An 18,957-nucleotide genomic window follows, 5' to 3' on the forward strand; every position below is an offset into this window, starting at 1 on the left:
ACAAAAATTAATTCTATCATAGATAATCAGCCAAGCACTAAAAATATGCTAAAATGAAGGACATAAAAAGCTGAAAATATAAATTTAAGAAAGAGGCTCCCTATGGCTGTTCAACTAAAACCAAATCAAACATTAACCTTAAAAATAAAACGGCTGGGTATCAATGGCGAAGGCATCGCCTATTATAAGCGGCTGATCATTTTTGTGACTGGCGCCTTACCTAATGAAACGGTCATTGCCAAAATAACGAAAGCAACTCCGCGTTTTGCCGAAGCTAGCTTAGTAAAAATCACGAAAGAAAGTCCTGATCGGATCACTCCGCCTTGTCCCGTCTATGAAGAATGTGGGGGCTGTCAACTGCAGCATCTGGCCTACAATAAACAGTTAGACTTCAAAAAAGATCTATTGCAACAGGCTTTGGAAAAATACAAACCAGCAGGCTATCAACAATTTGAATTGCGAGATACATTGGGAATGGACGATCCTTGGCACTACCGTAATAAAGCACAATTTCAATTGCGGAAGAACCAAAAAACAAAACAAGTCGAAGCCGGATTGTATCGCGCGGATTCGCATCAACTAGTTCCTTTGACAGATTGTCTCGTCCAAGAACCGACTACTCAAAAAGTAATCAATACGGTGACGAATTTATTAACTAAATATGATGTACCAATCTACGATGAACGGACCAATGCCGGTATTATGCGTACTTTAATGGTTCGAATTGGAATCGAGACTGGCGAAATGCAAGTAGTGTTGATCACAAAAACAAAAAAACTGCCAAAAGTCAATCCGCTGATCCGTGAAATCACCAATCGATTACCAGAAGTCGTTTCTATTATGCAAAATATCCAAGATAAAAAGACTTCGGTTGTAATGGGTGATGAAACCATTCATCTTTGGGGCAAAGAAGTAATCAATGAAAAAATCAATGAAGTAAGCTTTGAACTTTCCCCACGCGCTTTCTTCCAGTTGAATCCCAAGCAAACGAAAGTACTCTATCAAGAAGCCATCGCGGCATTAGATCTATCCACGCCTAAAACAGTCGTTGATGCTTATTGCGGTGTCGGAACGATCGGTTTATCGTTAGCTAAGCAAGCAAAAGAAGTGCGCGGCATGGATATCATCCCGCAAGCAATCGACGACGCGAAAAAAAATGCTGAAGCAATGAACCTGACCAACACGCATTACGAAGTCGGAACGGCTGAGAGCCTCTTACCAAAATGGTTAAAAGAAGGTTTCGCACCGGATGCTATTGTCGTCGATCCGCCAAGAACAGGTTTAGATGATCAGTTGTTAAAAGCAATTCAAGAATCACCTAGTCCACAGATGGTTTATATTTCTTGCAATGTTTCGACTTTAGCACGCGATCTTGTGAGTCTTACTAAAATTTATCAAGTAGATTACCTACAATCCGTGGATATGTTTCCACAAACCGCTCGTTGCGAAGTGGTCGTGAAATTATCTCGAAAATAAAAAAAAGTTAAAACAGAAGTGCTGGCTTCAAGAAATAGGTGTGAAATTTCGGCTCATTGCAAAGAGCTACTTTTCACCATTTATTCGAAAAAAGGCGTATGACAAGTCATACGCCTTTTTCATAGATACTCATTCAGAAAATTTTCTTAGTTGTCTTATTTAAATTTCAAGAGACTTCTTAATTACCTAGTTATTAATTAGTAAGCCGCTGCTAGTTGTCCATATTGTGCATCCGCTTCTTCGCCATAACCTGCTTGATTCGGATCCGTGTATTGCTCATTCGCAGAATCCTCGTATTGTTGATAAGCGCTATCCGTACTTGAAGAATCTCCATACGTACTGCTGTCATAATTATTGGGATCATCATAGCCTGGTGCATATTGACTCGAGTCCTCGCTTGCTTCCCCATCAGAATCATCGTAGAACAAGCTGTCTGCGTCGTCCTCTTCAAGATTCGGCAATGTTTCAGCAGTTGCTTGGCCTAGTTGCTTCTTCAACGTGTTTTGGATACTCAGCAATTCATTTGTCCCTAGGATTTGATAATAAACGTCATCGATCATTTGGCTTTTCCCGACTAATTGTCTTTGCTTGATCGTATCAAAAGCTGACAAATAATTAGTCCCGATATCCATCATGTCATCCCATGATAAATCTGTCACCATATTTTTTTCGACCGCTTTTAAGATCTTGCGATAATTTCCGACTCCATCGATTGACATCGCTTTACGCAAAATTTTAGTTACAACTTCTCGTTGGCGTCGTTGGCGGCCAACATCCCCTTCTGGATCTTCATAGCGCATCCGCGCATAAGCCAAACCTTCTTCACCATTCAACGTCTGCTTGCCTTTTTTTACATGGATACCATCTAAGGTGAAATCAATTTTATTATTTACTTCGATCCCGCCGACCGCATCAATCAAATCTTTTAACCCGCGCATATTAATCGATACATAATGATCTAACGGAATGTCTAATAGGGTTTCAATCGTGTCCATCGACATCTCGACACCGCCAAAAGCATAGGCATGGTTCAATTTATCATTTGTACCATAACCGACGATCTTGGCTAAAATATCTCGATCAAGACTGACGATTGTTGATTTTTTTTGCTTAGGATTGATAGTCACTACCATCATACTATCTGAACGGCCTTGATCCGAACGGCCTAGATCGCCCGTGTCTACCCCCGCAAGCAAAATCGAAAAGGGTTCCGCATCGTTGATGTTAGGCTTCTCGCCACTTTCTCTTTTCAAACTAGTTCGTTTGACTGTTTGACGAATACTATCGACCATTTTGCTTGCATCAGCTGTCACTTGGACTGCATAATACGTAATCCCGCCTACAACAAGATTCAATAGGACAAGTAATCCTATAATAATTTTTTTCCAACGACTCATGGCACACCTCTATCAACGATTTTTACGTTTTATTTTCTCATAGATCGGCTATGGGTTCAACCGTCGCCCAAAAATAATTTTTTTTATGTAAAAAAATTAAAAGATTCGATCATTTGCTCTTCAAAATTGATTTATACCATATATTTATGAAGATTTTGGGAAGGACACAAAAAATTAACAAAAGAACAAAAAAACGGAAAGACCGATGTAACAGTCTTTCCGTTATATTTAAATTATTTAGCAGCTGCCAAATTTTCGTTTGCTTGCTCCCAGTTCACAACATCCCAGAAAGCTGCGATGTAATCCGGACGAACATTTTTATATTTCAAGTAATAAGCATGTTCCCACACATCTAAACCGATAATTGGTGTTTTCCCGTCAGTCAATGGATTGTCTTGGTTGGCAGTTGAAGTAATTTCTAACTTGCCATTGTTCCATACTAGCCATGCCCAGCCAGAACCAAAACGACCTGTTGCAGCGGTCTTGAATTCTTCTTTCATTTTTTCAAAACTGCCGAAAGCTTCATCGATTGCAGCTTTGATGGCGCCAGTTGGTGCACCGCCAGCGTTTGGTGCCATGATTTTCCAAAAGAAACTATGGTTTGCATGCCCACCGCCATTGTTGCGAACGGCTGTTTTGATGTCTTCAGGCAATTCGTTTAAGTTTGTTACTAGTTCTTCTATTGATTGTTCTGCTAATTCTGGATATTTTTCAATCGCAGCATTCAAATTAGTTACATAAGTATTATGATGCTTGTCATGATGCAAATGCATCGTCTCAACATCAATATAAGGTTCTAATGCATCGTATTCATAAGGTAGATCTGGTAAAGTATAAGCCATTATTCAATTCCTCCTTAAAATATCTTACATCCTGACTGTATCAAACAATGCCTTGTTCTTCAAAAAATATGCCTACCGCGGCGAGGAATCTGCCTTCTCATCCTCGATGATCTCGACCTTCTTGAAAATAAATACTTTGCTGAAAACATAGTTAGCAACTACAACGATGATTTGAGTGATCAGTTTAGCGATCAAATTGCCGGTGTGGAGCAAATCAATCAAGAGATACATCGTAGCCATATCCATCCCAAAAGAAACTACCCGGGCAAAAATAAATTTGCTGAATTCCCAAATCAGTTCCTTAAAACTTTCGGTTTTTGATTGAAAGACCCAGACTTTATTGGTCACAAAAGCAAACAGGACCGAAAATACCCACGAAATAGTATTTGAGATGGGCCAACTCAAGTTAAATACTCGATATGATAACGTAAATGACACGATATTTACAACTGTAGTCAGTCCGCCAAAAAATAAATAAATAAAGACTTCCCAGAGTCTTTTTTCTATTAAATAATCCTTGAATATACGGTAAATTTTCATAATTACTCACTTTCTTGTTCTGTTCTTCTTAAAATAAGATAACGAAGCCAGAAATATTAGTCAATTCTTTCTTGATTTCTTTTTACTTTTTTACGGATCGCCTTGTTATTTCAACATTACTTCGCTACAATGGCTCTTGTATAAAAAGATTGGAGCGATCACATGACATTTCGTCAATTAATCAAAGGATCTCTTTTTCGTTTTGAAGATCTGAAAAATGCTAAAAATACATCCTTTTGGAAGGTGATTGTTTACTTACTAGGTTTGAGCTTGATTTTAGCAATTCCCAGTGTCTACCAAGCACTACAAGTAATGGATCAAATCAAAACCGATAGTCTGAAAATCGTAGAAAAAATTCCTGATTTTCAAATTGAAGATGGTGAGATCAAAACAACAAAACCAGAAAAAGGATTCATCTATCAAACGAATTCAATCATCTTGACCTTTGATCCTGAAAACAAACGGACGCAGGAAGATATTGAAAAAGACCTCGTCGGAAATTACTTCAGTGTCGGTCTATTAAAAAAACAGGCAATCGTTGTCTTGCCTGATTATGGCGGGGTTAGTTCCGCACTATTTGGCGATAATGTTTTGAAATTTTCTTATGCGCAAGAGCCGCTAAGTGTTATGACTGGAGATACGCTGAGAAGTGAACTGAAGGATTTGAAGATACCGATTTGGACTCCGCTGGTGATGTTGGCTGCAGGGATCTACCCTTCTTTCATCAATTTATTCGTAACCTTGATCTTTGCTGGTTTTGCCGGTATGATTGTAGCAAAATTACGTTTGCGTCGTGTAAAATTCTTTGATTGTTTTAAAACAATTATTTTTTGTGCCACGATCCCAACGATTTTAGCGACAATCGTGTTGTTATTCCAGCCTAGTTTTGACTCAAGTATCCTGATCACCTTTGTTAGTTTGTTTATCTTTTTCCGAGTCATCAATTATTTTCCAAAAATCGAATTACCGACCAATTAACTGCTTACGATTCTGTAAGCAGTTTTTTTCTCGAATTTTTGATACTATTGAACTGAGATTTCTAGTAAAAAGAAATGAGGGGATCCGTATGACGAAACCAATTATTTTTTTGCAGCGACCATTCCGCGAAGAATTTATCGACAAAATCCAGGCAATTGCACCGGCTTATCAAATCAAAACAGCCTTAACTCCAGATGAATTTTCAGCCGTAGAAATATCTGTCGGCTGGTCAAAAGAATTCCATGAACAACTGCTAGCAGCAAATCAGCTAAAATGGGTACAAGCCCTCTCAGCTGGGATCGATTCTCTGCCTTTAGCTGAATTTTCAGCAAAAAATATTTTATTATCTAACGGCAGTGGAATCCACGCATTGTCGATCAGTGAACACATCATTGGCGTCTTGCTAGGTTATTATCGTGGACTCTATCAAGCAGTGAAAAATCAAGAACAAAAAAATTGGGGGCACGATGCTATCCAGTATGACCAGCTTGCCGGAAAAAATTTATTGGTTGTTGGAACAGGTCACATCGGTCAGCAACTTTCAAAATCGATCCGCAGTCTCGGTGTAAATGTTTATGGAATCAATACAACAGGACATCCTGCAGAGGGGTTTGTTGAGACCTACTCGATCAAAAATTTAGCAAAAATTGTTCCTGGAATGGACATCGTGATAGGGATCCTGCCGGGAACGGATGAAACTTATCATATCTTCAACAGCGATATTTTTGAAAAAATGAAAAAAGACGCCCTTTTTATCAATGTTGGTCGAGGTGATACTGTCCATACGAAAGAACTGCTGACTGCTCTAAAAGAAAAATATTTTGCCTTTGCTGCCTTAGACGTTTTTGAAGAAGAGCCCTTACCAAAAGAGAGCCCACTTTGGACATTAGACAACCTCTTGATCACTCCGCATATTTCAGGGATGACCGTCGACTTCCAAAATAAATTTATGCAAATTTTCTTAGCCAATCTGAAAAATTATGTAGCAACAAATGAACTAGCAGTCAATCAAGTTGAGTTGCAACGTGGATACTAAAAAAGTTGGAGCCTACTGCTCCAACTTTTTTTCTGTTTCCTTAACGATATAAACCGGTCTTTTTTTTGTTTCCAAAAAGATTTTGCCGATGTATTTTCCGATAATCCCAATACATAATAATTGTATCCCGCCAATAAATAAAATAATGGTCACTAATGACGGCCAACCAGCTGTTGGGTCACCAAAAAGCAACGCTCGGACAATGATAAATACCATTGCGATGACTGACGCCATACAAGAAAAGGCACCGACAAAAGATGCAATATTTAACGGCGCATCTGAAAAATTAACGATTCCATCAATCGAATAATTGAACAACTTCCAGAAAGACCAGGAAGTTTCACCTGCCGTACGTTCCCGATTTTCAAAAGAAATATATTCAGTCTCAAAGCCGACCCAGCTGAACAAACCTTTCGAAAAACGATTGTGTTCTGTCAATTCCAAAATCGCATCGACCATTTGTCTTGTCATTAAACGATAGTCCCGCGCCCCATCAACCATTTCAGTCTCACTGATTCGATTGATTAGTTGATAAAATTTTTTCGCAAGAAAACTTCGAATAGGCGGTTCGCCTTTGCGGTCGGAACGACGCGTACCGACACAATCGATCCCTTTTGTCTCGATCAGCTGAACCATCTGCGGCAACAACTCAGGCGGATCTTGTAAATCGACATCCATCACCGTTACAAGCTCCCCTGTTGCCGCTTGTAGCCCTGCATATAATGCCGCCTCTTTGCCAAAATTTCGTGAAAAAGAAATATACCGGACAAAATGATGGGTTCGAGCTAATTTGCGCAATACTCCCAGCGTTTTATCAGCAGAACCATCATTGATAAAGATGTATTCAAATTCATGAGTGATATTCTTTTTTACTTTCTCCATCTCTGCAAAAAAAAGAGGAATGGCTTCCTCTTCATTAAAGCAAGGAACAATCACTGATATCATTCAAGCCACCTCTAAATTTGATTAAACTCATATTTCGGTTCATCTAGTTTTGCATCATAGTCAACAACTAAATCATATCCTTTGAAAAACCATTCGTCTGCTTCTTCAACAAAAAACAGCTGATCAGCTACCTTTTCTTCAATCAATGGATTCTCTGGAAAATCTACCGCCATTCCAACTGAAAAGCCATCATGGACCTGTGTCTTGCCATAGACTTTGCCATAAAATTTAATGCCTTGACCTTCCGCCAATTCAAGTTCTCGTTTGAACCACTCTTGGGCTTGGGGTGTTATTGTTAATTTCATTTAAAAACCACCTATCCATTCATTTTTTCATCTAGATAATCGACATCTTCATCGCGACCAATTACAACTAGATGATCATTTTTTTGCACGATCTCTTCCGCATCCGGTGTAACGATAGGATCTTGTTTGTCGCGGCGGATTGCCACCACATTCAAACCAAAACGCTGACGAAAATCTAATTCGTCTAACGTCTTCCCATAAAATTTTCGATTGGTCACATTGATCTCAGCCAATGAAAATTCATCCGATAATTCTAAGTAATCTAAAATATTCTTAGAAATCAGATTATGGGCAATTCGTTGACCCATATCACGTTCTGGATGGACGACTCGGTCAGCACCGATTTTTTCTAATACTCGCGCATGGTATTCATTTTGCGCTTTAGCTAAAATATTGGGGACACCCATTTCTTTGACCATCAGTGTTACCAAGATACTGGCTTGGATGTCTTCACCGATCGCTACGATCACATGATCAAAGTTGCGGATCCCCAAAGAGCGCAGCGTCAGCTCATCTTGTGCGTTAGCAACAACTGCATGGGTCGCGATGTTCATATATTCATTCACTCGATCTTCATTGCTGTCAATCGCTAGAACTTCCTGCCCAGATTCGATCAATGTCCGGCAAATACTTCCGCCAAATCTTCCTAAACCAATAATGACAAAACTTTGTTTCATGGTATCTCCTTATTATGATCATTTATTTTACTTAGCCTCGCCAAACTTTAGACAGCCATTTGGTGAAAACTTTAGTTGAACTTTTTACTTATTCAGTATAACAAAGAGCGGGTCAATAAAACAGAGATGGACTCTCTATTTTATTAACCCGTGTTTAAAGGCATAGATCGCAGCTTGTGTCCGATCTTCCACTTCTAATTTTGCTAAAATATTTGAAACATGCGTCTTGACTGTTTTCAACGTAATAAACAATTCATCTGCAATTTCTTGATTGCTCATCCCTTGGGCGATCAGCAATAAAATCTCTTGTTCACGATTGGTCAATTCTTCATGTAGAACATGTCGATTTCGATTGGATAACTGTTCCATCATCTTCGTCGTTACTTCCGGTTCCAGTACCCGCTCACCAGCATAGGTTTTGCGAATGGCATTGGCGATTTCGTGTGCTGTTGATGTTTTCAACAAGTAACCTGATGCTCCAGCTTCTATCGCTGGATAAACTTTTTCGTCATCAATAAAACTAGTCACGATCAAAATTTTTGCCTCGGGCCAATCTTTTAAAATTTTCTTGGTCGATTCGATTCCATCCATCACTTCCATCACTAAGTCCATCAAAATCACATCTGGACGAAGCTCCATAGCTTTCTCATAGCCTTCTTCACCATTTTCTGCTTCGCCAGCGACTTCTACATCGGTTTGAATCGATAAATAAGAAGAAACGCCTAACCGAACCATTTCGTGATCATCAACTAATAGCACTCGTATCATCTTCTGCCTCCTAGTTCCTATCCATAAATTTTTCCAGTACTGTTTTTTCTATTCGTAACATCAATTATCGGTCGGACTCGTTCCATTTACGACTGGAATTTTGATCTCAATGCTTGTTCCTTGTCCTTTAAAGCTGATTATTTTAGTTGAACCGCCAACACCTGCGATCCGCTCGCGAATATTTCGCAGACCATAGCTTCCTGCATGTTCATCTTTTGCTTCAAATCCGATGCCGTCATCAATCACCCGCAGCAAAATATTCTGGCCGACTATTTTTAAATAGACTTCCAATTCATTCGCTTTGGCATGACGTAATGTGTTTGAAAGCAATTCTTGCACGACACGGAACAATTGGTCTTCGATACTAGCTGAGACACGGATATCTTCTACATCCCATTTCAACTTGATTTGAATTTTTGTCTGCAACTCTTTTAATAATTGTTCAATCCCTTGCCGCAAGCTTTTTCCTTCCAAACTGATTGGCCGCAAATGCAACAATAATGCCCGCATTTCTGATTGTGCCGCATTGATAATATCAGCGACCATTGCTAGCTGTTTCTTATACGGCTCCAATTCTTCCGAATACTGTGACTGCTCATTTAACGCTGACATCATCATCATCGCCGCAAAAAGCTGTTGCGAAACAGAATCGTGCAGTTCACGGGCCAAGCGATGCCGTTCTTCTTCTAAAATCTTTTCTTTTGTCGTTCCATCGACCATTTGTGGCTGACTGCTCAACTGCTGCAATTCTCGCGACATGCTGACTAATTTTTCTTTAATCCGTTTGATATCATGGTCAACGATCATCATCTCTTTATCTTGCGTGAGCGCGATATCTAACGAAGGCTGATCATAATTTCCCGAAGCTAAGTTTTGCAACTTTCCTTCAAGTTTCCCCAATTGCCGTTTTTCTAAAAAGGTCAACAAGAAATAAATTACCGCGCTCACTGTCAGCGAGATCACAATAATATGAACAAATAATGGCATATAAAAAATTCGTGCAATAAATAATTGTGCAAATAACTGCTGCTTGCCAATCGCGTACATGTATAAAAATAGTGTCGTCAGAAACAATAAAAAGGAGATCAACCCAAAGTAAAGGGCGATCTGTAGTCGAGAATATTTCCCCATCATGCGCGGATCACCTCGACATCACCGACTAACGTATTCGTTACGATTTTTAGTCTGCGGGGACTCTCATCATAATCCTCGCTGTATATTTTGATTGTTTCATTGCGCAGCACTTGCAGCTCGTCATCAAAAATAACTTTTCCATATAATGTGGCATGCTCAAAAAGAATCCCAATCCCATATGGTACCAAAATTCGTGTCCGGCCAAATCCTTTACGAACGATCACAACACTGTCTTCTTTTGGCAATAATGTATTGCCTAGATCGACAATCGTATCACCTGCTAAAATCGCAACATTGATATCGTCCCATTCAAAGACTTGTGTTCCGATTCGATCATTTCCGATCCAATTTTGTTTTTTTCGTTCACCATTATGACTGGCTGGATCTGTTGTTTCGACCATCACGATACTTTTTTTAGTCTTCATAGAACGATTCGGCATAGAGATTCCTGCAATTTCAAAGCCTTTAAGACCAAGAAAAATCACTGCAAAAACCAACATCAGCCAAGTCGCTGGGCTATTCACTAAACAGATGATCAAGATCACTGAACCTAAGATCAATTGGAATTTTCGCCGCTGCTGGTTACGTAGTGCCCAATATATATTCAATATCCCAAAGAGCAATAAGATCAACATCGCAGGATTTGAAGACAATTGCCATAATAAGAAAATCGCAAGCAAGGCCTCAATCACAATAAAAAAGCGCCATGGACTTTTCATTTTGTCTTTCCTCCAACTTTTTTATTTATACCCTATTCTACTTTTTTTACTTTCTAAATACCATCGGTCTAAAGTCGCAACCTTAGTTCAACTATTTTCTAAATTACTTCTCGAAATTTATTAAAAACAGAAAATTGACCGAATTTAGCTAAAAGAAAAGAGACGACCAGCGCCTCTTTCCGTATTTTTAGTTTTGTGTCACTTTAGTGATCTTAACTTCCATATTTCCGCCTGGTGTTGAGATCGTAACGACATCGCCCACGCTCTTCCCGATCAATGCTTGTGCAATCGGCGAATCATTTGAGATTTTTCCTGACAGTGGATCCGCTTCTGCTTTTCCGACGATCGTATATTCTTCTTCTTCATCGTCAGGTAATTCTACAAATGTCACCGTTTTACCAATTGAGATCTCGTCAGCATCAACATTATCGTTATCAATGATTTGTGCAAAGCGGATCATATTTTCTAAAGTATTGATCCGGCCTTCTACAAAAGCTTGTTCATCTTTAGCTGATTCATATTCGGAGTTTTCCGATAAATCACCAAAACTGCGGGCGATTTTAATTCTTTCAATGATTTCTCCACGTTTTACTGTTTTTAATTCTTCTAATTCCTGCTCTAGCTTTGCTTTTCCTTCAAGAGTCATCGGATATACTTTTTCTGCCATACTAATTCTCCTTCAATCAAATAAGATTACGAAAAGGTAATCCTTTATAGATTTAATCCACAAAAGATTACCACGTAATGCTTATAATGTAAATTGTTTATTTGTCATTGTTAACATATTTTTCAACCAGTTCCATATGCTCTTCATATGTCTTCGCATAATAAACTTTCCCAGTTGTAATATCTGCTACAAAGTAATAGTCTTCTGTTTCTGTCGGATCAAGCACCGCCAAAATAGCTTCTTGACTTGGATTATCAAACGGTCCAGGTCCATAACCAGAGTTTACATACAAGTTATACGGTGAATCCACTTCCGTATCTTTATAAGTCACAAGTTCCTTGTGTTCGCCTAACGCATAAAGAATCGAGATATCCGACTGCAACGGCATTTGAGCTTCAATCCGGTTAAAGAAGACTTGTGCAATCTTCTTACGGTCTGATTGAGTGACCCCTTCTTTTTCAACAAGTGAAGCTAACGTCATCACTTCTTGGACGTTTAGACCTTTTTCTTTGATTTGACTATAGTAAGGCGTCAAGATTTGATTAGTTGTATCGACCATTTGAGTAACCAAATCTTCCAAACTGCGATTCTTATGAACATTATACGTTGCTGGGAATAGATACCCTTCTAGACGATAACGAACATCTTCTGCATTGCCTGCATCTGTTAATAGATCTGGATATTGTGTCTTCAACTGATCAAAGAAATCTTCATCCTTCATTACTTTGATGAAGTCTTCTTTCTTGAAGTCTGTCTTCTTCGCTATCAAACTAGCGATCTGGTCCACATCATAACCTTCTGGGACCGTTAATTTTGATGCATCATCCAATGGCTCGGCACTGCCGCCTTGTTGTAATTCTTTACTGATTTGATCCAAACTCATATTTGGTGAAAACTGATAATAACCAGCTTGAAAATTCGTTAAATTTTTGAATTTTGTATAGAAATTGAAGACCATCCCATCACGGATAACCTCTCCATCTTCCAAAATGTCACCGATTTGACGATTGGATGAGCCGCTTGGTACTTCTACTTGTACTAATTTTTTATCGTTTTTATCTAACGGTTTCAACCCGGCATTAACATAGTTATATCCTGAGATGGCTAAAATTCCGGCGACGATCAAAATACCGATCGTCAAGATATAAACAATTTTCCGGACGACTCGATCTTCTTTGCGACGTTCTGCTCGTTTCAAATTGCTCTCCTCACTTAAATCTTCTTCAAATTCTTCTTCCATATGACGAAGCTCATCAAATTTTTCACCTAGACGATGGAAAATCGATGGCTCTGTCTCAGCATTCATATCATTCTTTGGTACTTTTTCTGCTTCAACTTCTTTTACCGGCAAAGCAGTCTTTTCTGAATGTCGATTTTTGATCCGCCTTGCTGCCTCTTTTGAAGCTTCTATCTTTTCAACATTCTTATTACTAGTGTTTCCTTCATCAACCCCTGTAGTTTTTGTTTCTTGGGGGATCGCTTTGTTAGCTGCTGATTTAGGCTCACTACGAACTGTATCTTCTACGATAGGCGCTTTTTTCGGCGGTTCAATTATTTTTTCAGTTGATTTTAATTTTTGCTCAGAGTCAGTTGTGTCTTGCTTATTTTGTCTATTACCAAATAAACGCTCATAAGACGAAGCTAAGTCGTCATCGCTACCATTCTTTTTTTCTTTTGATGTTCCACTGTAAGCAGAAGTTTTTTTACCAGCTTCTACTTCACGACTTTTTTTGCCCTCTTCTAAAGCCCGCATGATCTGCTCTTTAAAAGATCCTTCTTCTGAGTGTTGATTTTGATCCTCAGACAAAAAACAACTCCTCCTTACTTCATGTCATAACTTAAACCATTATACATGAAATGAAAGAGGAGTGAAATGTAAACTTTATTTAGTTAAGGAAATTATATTTTTTTCTTTTGAATATTTTCTTTGTACAGACGATACAAATTTAATTCATACTCTTTTTTAGAATTGGTTACAACGGTATCTAAGATCAAGCCTGTAATCAGCAGCAGCAAGGCAAAAATCATCAGGCCTGTCGCAAGAATCGAAGATGGGACTTTCGTTATAAAGCTCGTACGGACAAATTCATTGATCACCGGTACACCAAAAATCAAGCCTAGTAAAAAGAAGATGAAACTAAAAAGCGAGAAAAATAATAACGGTTTATAATCTTTAAACATTTTCATGATCGTAAGTAATACTTTTGTCCCATCAGAAAATGTGTCTAATTTAGACTCGCTGCCTTCTGGCCGATCTCGATAATCAATTGGAATCTCCACCAACTTGAAACGTTTATCCAACGCATGGATCGTAAATTCCGTTTCGATTTGAAACCCAGAACTCATCACTGGGAAACTTTTGACAAACACACGATTGAATCCGCGATAGCCAGTCATTACATCCTTGATATTCGCTTTATACAGGCGATTGATTGAATTTTTAACTAAGTTGTTCCCAAAATCATGGAAAGCCCGCTTGTTCTCATTAAAATACGTTCCATTTGATAAACGATCGCCAATAACCATATCCGCTTTTCCTTCTCTTAATGCAGCAATCAGCTCATGAACATTTTCTGCAGGATAAGTATCATCTCCATCGACCATTAAATAATAATCGGCTTCAATGTCAAAAAACATTTGGCGAATGACATTTCCCTTACCTTGACGCGGCTCTTTTTTTACGATTGCTCCTTCATTAAGTGCGATCTCATACGTATTGTCTGTCGAATTATTATCGTAGACATAAATATCTGCCTCAGGTAATTCCTTTTGGAAATCGTTAATCACTTTTTTTATAGTAAGTGCTTCGTTATAACAGGGGATAAGAATTACTATTTTTTCATCATTCATGTTTATTCTCCTAACTACACAACTATCTACAATAATACCAAAAAAAAGCCGGAGATGCTCCGACTTTTTAAATCAAACCTTCAGATATTAGATATTTCTTTATGCCTTCTTTGATACTAAATTCTGGTTTGTATCCTAACTTCTTCAATCTAGAAATATCAGCAACAGAGTCCTTGATGTCGCCATCTCTTTCAGCCTCATATTTAACAGGCAATTTGATTTCTAATGTATCATTTATCACTTCAATTAACTCTTTTAAAGCAATTGCTTTCCCAGTTCCAACGTTAAACTGTTTTCCTAAAGATTCCTCACTAGCAGCTACTAGTAACAAAGCTTGGATAACATCTTCAACAAAAACAAAATCACGTGACTGTGAGCCATCTCCGAATAGTGTAAATTGCGTTTCTTCGCCTTTTTTTAGTTTCTTATAACGATCAACTAAAATAGAAATGACTCCACTGTATGGAGATTCCGGATTCTGATTCGGTCCATAGACATTAAAGAACCTCACTGCACTAGTATTAACGCCATAAAGATGATTGTAATCTAAGACATATTGCTCTGCGGCAAATTTATCAACTGCATACGGAGTCAGTGGACGAATAACTGATTCTTCTTTCTTAGGCAGTGTCGATTCATCACCATAGACTGCTGCAGATGAGCTAAAGACTAACCGCTGCAAGTCTTTTTGGTACTTTCGAACTAACTCTAATAATAGTAGCACACTTTCAAAATTGATTTGATGTGTTTCAACTGGCCGTTCAACTGAATCAGCCACACTCGCAATCGCTGCAAAATGGAAGATATAATCAAACGTATTTTGAGAAAGTACATCAGTCATTAATTCTTTGTCCGTAACAGAACCATTAATAAACTTCAGATTCGAATTTTTATTTAAGTTCTCTTCTTTCCCCATTGAAAGATCATCAATTACGACCACTGAATTTTCTTTAGATAAATGATTCGCTAAAGTCGAGCCGATAAACCCGGCTCCACCTGTGATTAGATAATTAGTCATATTTTCTTAGCCTCTAAATCTCTCTTGATTTGTGTTGTAGAAATCTCTGGAGTTCTAGGAAGATATATCACTTCAGCACGAGTTTCAGTTTCAATAAAATCAAACTTTCCAGCCCAGTCATCACCCATAATAAATTTATCGACTTTAAATTCTTTTATATCACTAGTTTTTTGATTCCAGGTATTTTCGGGAATAACAAGATCTACATATCGAATAGCCTCTAACAATTGTTTTCTTTTTTCATACTCAAAATAGCATTTTTTTTGTTTCTCATTCCAATTGAACTCATCTGTTGATAGAGCAACAATAAGATAATCCCCTTGCTCTTTTGCTCTTCTTAATAGGTTGATATGTCCATAATGGAGTAAATCAAAAGTACCATATGTTATGACTTTTTTCATTTAAGTTCACCTTCTTATCCTTTCTATTTCCAATAAAAATCATAGGAGTGATTTGATATTTGTTCATCTTTAGGCGGTAAAGTCATGTAATCGCCAAAATACTGTGTTAAAAATATGTCTGCATTCTTGATGGCATTTACTTTATGACCTTCGAAATCTATTCTTTCAAAACTATCCTCACAAAACCAATCAGTCGGATAAATTGCTTTATCATATTTTATAAATTCAAGATGTCCGCAGAAGTTACTTTTTTCAAATGGATATCTTAAAGAATTTTGTTCATATAGATTTCTCCAATATCTATAATTTCCTTTTTTCTTATACTTTCTATGTGTAGGATATTTCACTAAAAACTTTATAATAGACCTTGAGTAAAAATACGATCTAGCGTATAAAAAACCCAAAGTGTACATAAATCCAAATTTATACGAGTCTAATTCACTAGCATATTTCTTCTGCTCATCCTTATCATTTGGGACACCATCCAAAGGAAAAATATCAATGAATACTCCTGCATTTTTATCCTCATAACCAAGAATTTGTTTTGAAACTAATTTCGTTTTTGGGTCAAAAAGTTTTGAATAAGTATATCGATAAGAACTATTACTTAATGGACTAGCCAGTATATAATTTGAATCATCAATTAATATTTCTAATAATTTTTCATAATCTGGACGCGGAAGAACAATGTCTATATCATCATCCCACGGAATAAATCCTTGATGACGAACAGCACCCAATAAAGTACCATAGTAAACAGAGTACTGCAACTGATTTTTTTGGCAAATGTCATCGACATAAGCCAGCATATTCAGAGCTACCTCTTTTATTTCTTCAAGTTTTAATTTCTCACTGGTCATCTGAATTCCATCCTTTCATACAGAAACAGCATTATTAAAAAATATACTATGTCTTTATAGAATCTTCTTTGTTAATTACTTTCTAAGGTATCAATAATTTGATTATACATATTAAATTGAGCATTATGGATACCATTTTCGCAAATCAAAATTATTTTTTTTTCTTCGTTACTAGCTATTCTTGAACCATATAGTGGATTTCTATCAAATATTTCTTGCATTTTTTTTAAGTCCAATGAACCATATCTAAATTCTAAACTAGAAATATCACTATTCTTTTTTTTAACAGGTATTTGTAATAATTGTGAAATATTAAATTGCTCTTTTGAAGGCAGCCATTTAGACTCGTTTAAATAGTATTCTTTTGCTATCTTGAAGTCTGCTTTTGTATTAAAAGAAAAGACTCTAATTTCATTATTACTCTTATCTGAACCATCTGAAAAGATTATTCCTTCACGTATTTTAAAAGGTGTTTGCTCAGGTATTATTATTTCTTGATTTTCAACAGATAATGATGAATCCTTATACATATCTAATATTTGTTGCGGCGAAATATACTCCTTCAACTTCAATGCTTTAGCAAAATCCTTAGTATCCAACGGTGTAGAACCAACAACTATCTCCCCCTCAGGGGTTTCAACCCCAATAGAAAACTCCTTTTGCTCATTACTCAAAATAAAGCTATCGATTTCAAATTTCCCTTTATTATTAAGATATATATTCTGATTATCGCGATCAATGTTGGCCTTATAATTTCCTTCAGACATTCCAGATATGTATCCTTTAATATGAACATTGCCCAACTCGTCTACTTTAAATTTATCCTTAGTAAAAATAATTTGATTTTTCCTCTCATCATTTGAACATCCTGAGAGTGTACTTACCAAGAACAACAATAGAAATAAAATTACTTTTTTCTTCATAAAAACCCTCCAAGATTTTTAATCATTCTATGTTTTCTTTATGTCTAGTAGAAATGATTTTTATTATTTCTGTTCTGTAAGACATGAAAAATATTACAAGAATTATCATTAGCTCCAGTATATTCACTAACATTGATCCAAAATTAAATATTAGCACTGCTATAGTGAAGAGTAATGTATACATTAAAAAATGTTTAATATTGATTTCTATTTTTACAAATTTTCTTACAAGCTTTATTCTAGCAACAAAGCTTATGACATATCCTACACATAAAGAGATTGTTGCTGCTTGAACGCCTAGTGGCTTAATTAGTATTAGCAAAATAAAGATGTTGGTGAGTGCAGACATCAGTGTTGTCATAAATATAAATTGATTTTTTTTTAAGATATTAATAATACTTGCTAAAAATGATGTTAAGCTTGAAAAGAAAGTTCCATACAATGCAATTGGAACAATAGTGATCGCTGCAGTATATTTTTCATCAATAAAATATGGAAAAATTATTTTTATGATGGGTAACAATGTAATTAAACCTAGATATAAAAATTTTGAATACTCATTCATTGCACGAGAGTATAATTTTTCCTTATCTTCATCAGAAGCATCCGCTTTTGAGTAAGATAACTCTTGCCAAGCCATTTGGAAACCGGTCGTTACCAACATAAGCATTGAGCTGAATCGCGTAGCTACAGCATACATACCATTATCTGCATTAGAAAGTGTATGAGATATCATAACACGGTTAAACCCATTCAGAAACCACCAAGCTCCTGAATTGAGACACAGTGGGAGTGAATACCTCAGCATTTCATGAAACAATGCTGAATCAAAAAATGTAACTTTTACTCGCTCCCACAATTTAATCACAATAGAAAGACCTAACGCATTAATTCCTAATCCGAGAATCGAGCTAATGTATAATGCACTGTAATCCATCTTAAAAACAGACAAGAGAATAATATTTGACAATAATGTCACTAAAGAACCTATTAATCCACACATAACAAACGCATTATTTTTACCAAAACCACGAGCGATATATCCGACTACCTGTTGAAAATTATTTACTAATCCCATAATAAAAAGTAAGCCTAAGAACTGTAATCCTGCTATCTTTCCAAATATCACCAACACAATCGCATAAATAATAGTAGATATAGAAAACATTAGAATTCCAATAGTTATTGGTTTATTTTTGTCATTTCCTGAAAAGTCAAACATAAATCGCATGGTACCTTCCCAGATATCTAGAAACAATATCGAAATCAAGAAAGTATTATACGCGATGGAAAGATCATAAATCCCGTAATCATTGGGACTCAGATAAGATGTATATAATGGAAGTAAGAAAAATGATAATGACTTACTTAATACATTCCCTAATAAGTAAATCCCTGTCGACTTTATAAACTTCATTAAA

Annotated in this window: 20 protein-coding genes; 3 read left to right on the plus strand and 17 right to left on the minus strand. The window is 36.9% G+C overall.

The genetic code is table 11. The features are described from left to right. Positions 1-102: 102 nt before the first annotated feature. Positions 103-1,476: a 23S rRNA (uracil(1939)-C(5))-methyltransferase RlmD gene (gene rlmD / locus FFM68_RS00460; RefSeq protein ID WP_137617486.1), complete on the plus strand. Its 1,374-nt coding sequence runs from the start codon at positions 103-105 to the stop codon at positions 1,474-1,476. 197 nt (positions 1,477-1,673) lie between these two features. On the opposite strand, the gene FFM68_RS00465 is transcribed toward rlmD, so the two are convergent. The 3 genes from FFM68_RS00465 to FFM68_RS00475 all read right to left on the minus strand — a co-directional run bounded on the left by FFM68_RS00465 (position 1,674) and on the right by FFM68_RS00475 (position 4,255). After that, the gene (locus FFM68_RS00465; RefSeq protein WP_137617487.1) at positions 1,674-2,873 is read right to left on the minus strand and encodes an LCP family glycopolymer transferase; all 1,200 of its coding nucleotides are present in this window, start codon (positions 2,871-2,873) and stop codon (positions 1,674-1,676) included. 233 nt (positions 2,874-3,106) lie between these two features. After that, positions 3,107-3,715 carry a superoxide dismutase gene (locus FFM68_RS00470; RefSeq protein WP_137617488.1) on the minus strand — a complete coding sequence of 203 codons (609 nt, stop codon included), beginning with the start codon at positions 3,713-3,715 and terminating at the stop codon, positions 3,107-3,109. 72 nt (positions 3,716-3,787) lie between these two features. Beyond that, positions 3,788-4,255: a GtrA family protein gene (locus FFM68_RS00475; protein ID WP_137617489.1), complete on the minus strand. Its 468-nt coding sequence runs from the start codon at positions 4,253-4,255 to the stop codon at positions 3,788-3,790. A gap of 162 nt (positions 4,256-4,417) precedes the next feature. Here FFM68_RS00475 and FFM68_RS00480 point away from each other — a divergent pair, with 162 nt between their 5' ends. Then, positions 4,418-5,233 (plus strand): DUF1189 domain-containing protein, encoded by an 816-nt coding sequence (locus FFM68_RS00480; RefSeq protein ID WP_137617490.1) that lies wholly within the window; start codon positions 4,418-4,420, stop codon positions 5,231-5,233. A gap of 88 nt (positions 5,234-5,321) precedes the next feature. After that, positions 5,322-6,269: a phosphoglycerate dehydrogenase gene (locus FFM68_RS00485; protein WP_137617491.1), complete on the plus strand. Its 948-nt coding sequence runs from the start codon at positions 5,322-5,324 to the stop codon at positions 6,267-6,269. Positions 6,270-6,281: 12 nt separating this feature from the next. Here FFM68_RS00485 and FFM68_RS00490 read toward each other — a convergent pair whose 3' ends face one another. The 14 genes from FFM68_RS00490 to FFM68_RS00555 form a co-directional block, all read right to left on the minus strand. Next, a complete protein-coding gene (locus FFM68_RS00490) occupies positions 6,282-7,214 on the minus strand; it encodes a glycosyltransferase family 2 protein (protein ID WP_137617492.1) in 933 nt (310 codons plus the stop codon). An 11-nt stretch (positions 7,215-7,225) separates the two neighbouring features. Continuing rightward, positions 7,226-7,519 carry a HesB/YadR/YfhF family protein gene (locus FFM68_RS00495; protein WP_137617493.1) on the minus strand — a complete coding sequence of 98 codons (294 nt, stop codon included), beginning with the start codon at positions 7,517-7,519 and terminating at the stop codon, positions 7,226-7,228. A gap of 11 nt (positions 7,520-7,530) precedes the next feature. Then, on the minus strand, positions 7,531-8,196 hold the full coding sequence (locus FFM68_RS00500) for a potassium channel family protein (protein WP_137617494.1): 666 nt from the start codon (positions 8,194-8,196) through the stop codon (positions 7,531-7,533). Positions 8,197-8,331: 135 nt separating this feature from the next. After that, a complete protein-coding gene (locus tag FFM68_RS00505) occupies positions 8,332-8,964 on the minus strand; it encodes a response regulator transcription factor (RefSeq protein WP_137617495.1) in 633 nt (210 codons plus the stop codon). Positions 8,965-9,024: 60 nt separating this feature from the next. After that, positions 9,025-10,098, minus strand: a complete 1,074-nt coding sequence (locus FFM68_RS00510; protein ID WP_137617496.1) for a sensor histidine kinase — start codon at positions 10,096-10,098, stop codon at positions 9,025-9,027. Next, positions 10,095-10,817, minus strand: coding sequence for a cell wall-active antibiotics response protein LiaF (gene liaF / locus FFM68_RS00515; RefSeq protein WP_137617497.1), 723 nt, complete (start codon positions 10,815-10,817; stop codon positions 10,095-10,097). The genes FFM68_RS00510 and liaF overlap by 4 nt, the downstream gene beginning before the upstream one ends. A gap of 187 nt (positions 10,818-11,004) precedes the next feature. Further along, on the minus strand, positions 11,005-11,484 hold the full coding sequence (gene greA, locus FFM68_RS00520; protein ID WP_137617498.1) for a transcription elongation factor GreA: 480 nt from the start codon (positions 11,482-11,484) through the stop codon (positions 11,005-11,007). Positions 11,485-11,581: 97 nt separating this feature from the next. Further along, entirely contained in the window at positions 11,582-12,790 is a 1,209-nt protein-coding gene (mltG, locus tag FFM68_RS00525; RefSeq protein WP_167483433.1) for an endolytic transglycosylase MltG, read from the minus strand. Between the two features lie 593 nt (positions 12,791-13,383). Continuing rightward, the gene (locus FFM68_RS00530) at positions 13,384-14,334 is read right to left on the minus strand and encodes a glycosyltransferase family 2 protein (protein ID WP_137617500.1); all 951 of its coding nucleotides are present in this window, start codon (positions 14,332-14,334) and stop codon (positions 13,384-13,386) included. A 67-nt stretch (positions 14,335-14,401) separates the two neighbouring features. Next, complete coding sequence (locus FFM68_RS00535) at positions 14,402-15,352, minus strand: NAD-dependent epimerase/dehydratase family protein (RefSeq protein ID WP_137617501.1); 951 nt, start codon at positions 15,350-15,352, stop codon at positions 14,402-14,404. Next, positions 15,349-15,753, minus strand: a complete 405-nt coding sequence (gene tagD, locus FFM68_RS00540; protein ID WP_137617502.1) for a glycerol-3-phosphate cytidylyltransferase — start codon at positions 15,751-15,753, stop codon at positions 15,349-15,351. The genes FFM68_RS00535 and tagD overlap by 4 nt, the downstream gene beginning before the upstream one ends. 23 nt (positions 15,754-15,776) lie before the next feature. Continuing rightward, on the minus strand, positions 15,777-16,613 hold the full coding sequence (locus FFM68_RS00545) for a LicD family protein (protein ID WP_137617503.1): 837 nt from the start codon (positions 16,611-16,613) through the stop codon (positions 15,777-15,779). Positions 16,614-16,684: 71 nt separating this feature from the next. After that, a complete protein-coding gene (locus tag FFM68_RS00550) occupies positions 16,685-17,536 on the minus strand; it encodes a hypothetical protein (protein WP_137617504.1) in 852 nt (283 codons plus the stop codon). 22 nt (positions 17,537-17,558) lie between these two features. Continuing rightward, positions 17,559-18,953 (minus strand): lipopolysaccharide biosynthesis protein, encoded by a 1,395-nt coding sequence (locus tag FFM68_RS00555; protein ID WP_137617505.1) that lies wholly within the window; start codon positions 18,951-18,953, stop codon positions 17,559-17,561. Between the last annotated feature and the right edge of the window lie 4 nt (positions 18,954-18,957).

Source organism: Enterococcus xiangfangensis (assembly GCF_005405365.1).
Taxonomy (GTDB): domain Bacteria; phylum Bacillota; class Bacilli; order Lactobacillales; family Enterococcaceae; genus Enterococcus_A; species Enterococcus_A xiangfangensis.

Coding starts and splice junctions, on each gene's coding strand:
- rlmD (WP_137617486.1), top strand. CDS start 103: ATGGCTGTTCAACTAAAACCAAATCAAACATTAACCTTAAAAATAAAA.
- FFM68_RS00530 (WP_137617500.1), bottom strand. CDS start 14,334: ATGAATGATGAAAAAATAGTAATTCTTATCCCCTGTTATAACGAAGCA.
- FFM68_RS00505 (WP_137617495.1), bottom strand. CDS start 8,964: ATGATACGAGTGCTATTAGTTGATGATCACGAAATGGTTCGGTTAGGC.
- FFM68_RS00470 (WP_137617488.1), bottom strand. CDS start 3,715: ATGGCTTATACTTTACCAGATCTACCTTATGAATACGATGCATTAGAA.
- FFM68_RS00555 (WP_137617505.1), bottom strand. CDS start 18,953: ATGAAGTTTATAAAGTCGACAGGGATTTACTTATTAGGGAATGTATTA.
- FFM68_RS00495 (WP_137617493.1), bottom strand. CDS start 7,519: ATGAAATTAACAATAACACCCCAAGCCCAAGAGTGGTTCAAACGAGAA.
- FFM68_RS00550 (WP_137617504.1), bottom strand. CDS start 17,536: ATGAAGAAAAAAGTAATTTTATTTCTATTGTTGTTCTTGGTAAGTACA.
- FFM68_RS00510 (WP_137617496.1), bottom strand. CDS start 10,098: ATGATGGGGAAATATTCTCGACTACAGATCGCCCTTTACTTTGGGTTG.
- FFM68_RS00535 (WP_137617501.1), bottom strand. CDS start 15,352: ATGACTAATTATCTAATCACAGGTGGAGCCGGGTTTATCGGCTCGACT.
- liaF (WP_137617497.1), bottom strand. CDS start 10,817: ATGAAAAGTCCATGGCGCTTTTTTATTGTGATTGAGGCCTTGCTTGCG.
- mltG (WP_167483433.1), bottom strand. CDS start 12,790: ATGAATGCTGAGACAGAGCCATCGATTTTCCATCGTCTAGGTGAAAAA.
- FFM68_RS00490 (WP_137617492.1), bottom strand. CDS start 7,214: ATGATATCAGTGATTGTTCCTTGCTTTAATGAAGAGGAAGCCATTCCT.
- FFM68_RS00545 (WP_137617503.1), bottom strand. CDS start 16,613: ATGACCAGTGAGAAATTAAAACTTGAAGAAATAAAAGAGGTAGCTCTG.
- FFM68_RS00485 (WP_137617491.1), top strand. CDS start 5,322: ATGACGAAACCAATTATTTTTTTGCAGCGACCATTCCGCGAAGAATTT.
- FFM68_RS00465 (WP_137617487.1), bottom strand. CDS start 2,873: ATGAGTCGTTGGAAAAAAATTATTATAGGATTACTTGTCCTATTGAAT.
- FFM68_RS00475 (WP_137617489.1), bottom strand. CDS start 4,255: ATGAAAATTTACCGTATATTCAAGGATTATTTAATAGAAAAAAGACTC.
- FFM68_RS00500 (WP_137617494.1), bottom strand. CDS start 8,196: ATGAAACAAAGTTTTGTCATTATTGGTTTAGGAAGATTTGGCGGAAGT.
- FFM68_RS00480 (WP_137617490.1), top strand. CDS start 4,418: ATGACATTTCGTCAATTAATCAAAGGATCTCTTTTTCGTTTTGAAGAT.
- greA (WP_137617498.1), bottom strand. CDS start 11,484: ATGGCAGAAAAAGTATATCCGATGACTCTTGAAGGAAAAGCAAAGCTA.
- tagD (WP_137617502.1), bottom strand. CDS start 15,753: ATGAAAAAAGTCATAACATATGGTACTTTTGATTTACTCCATTATGGA.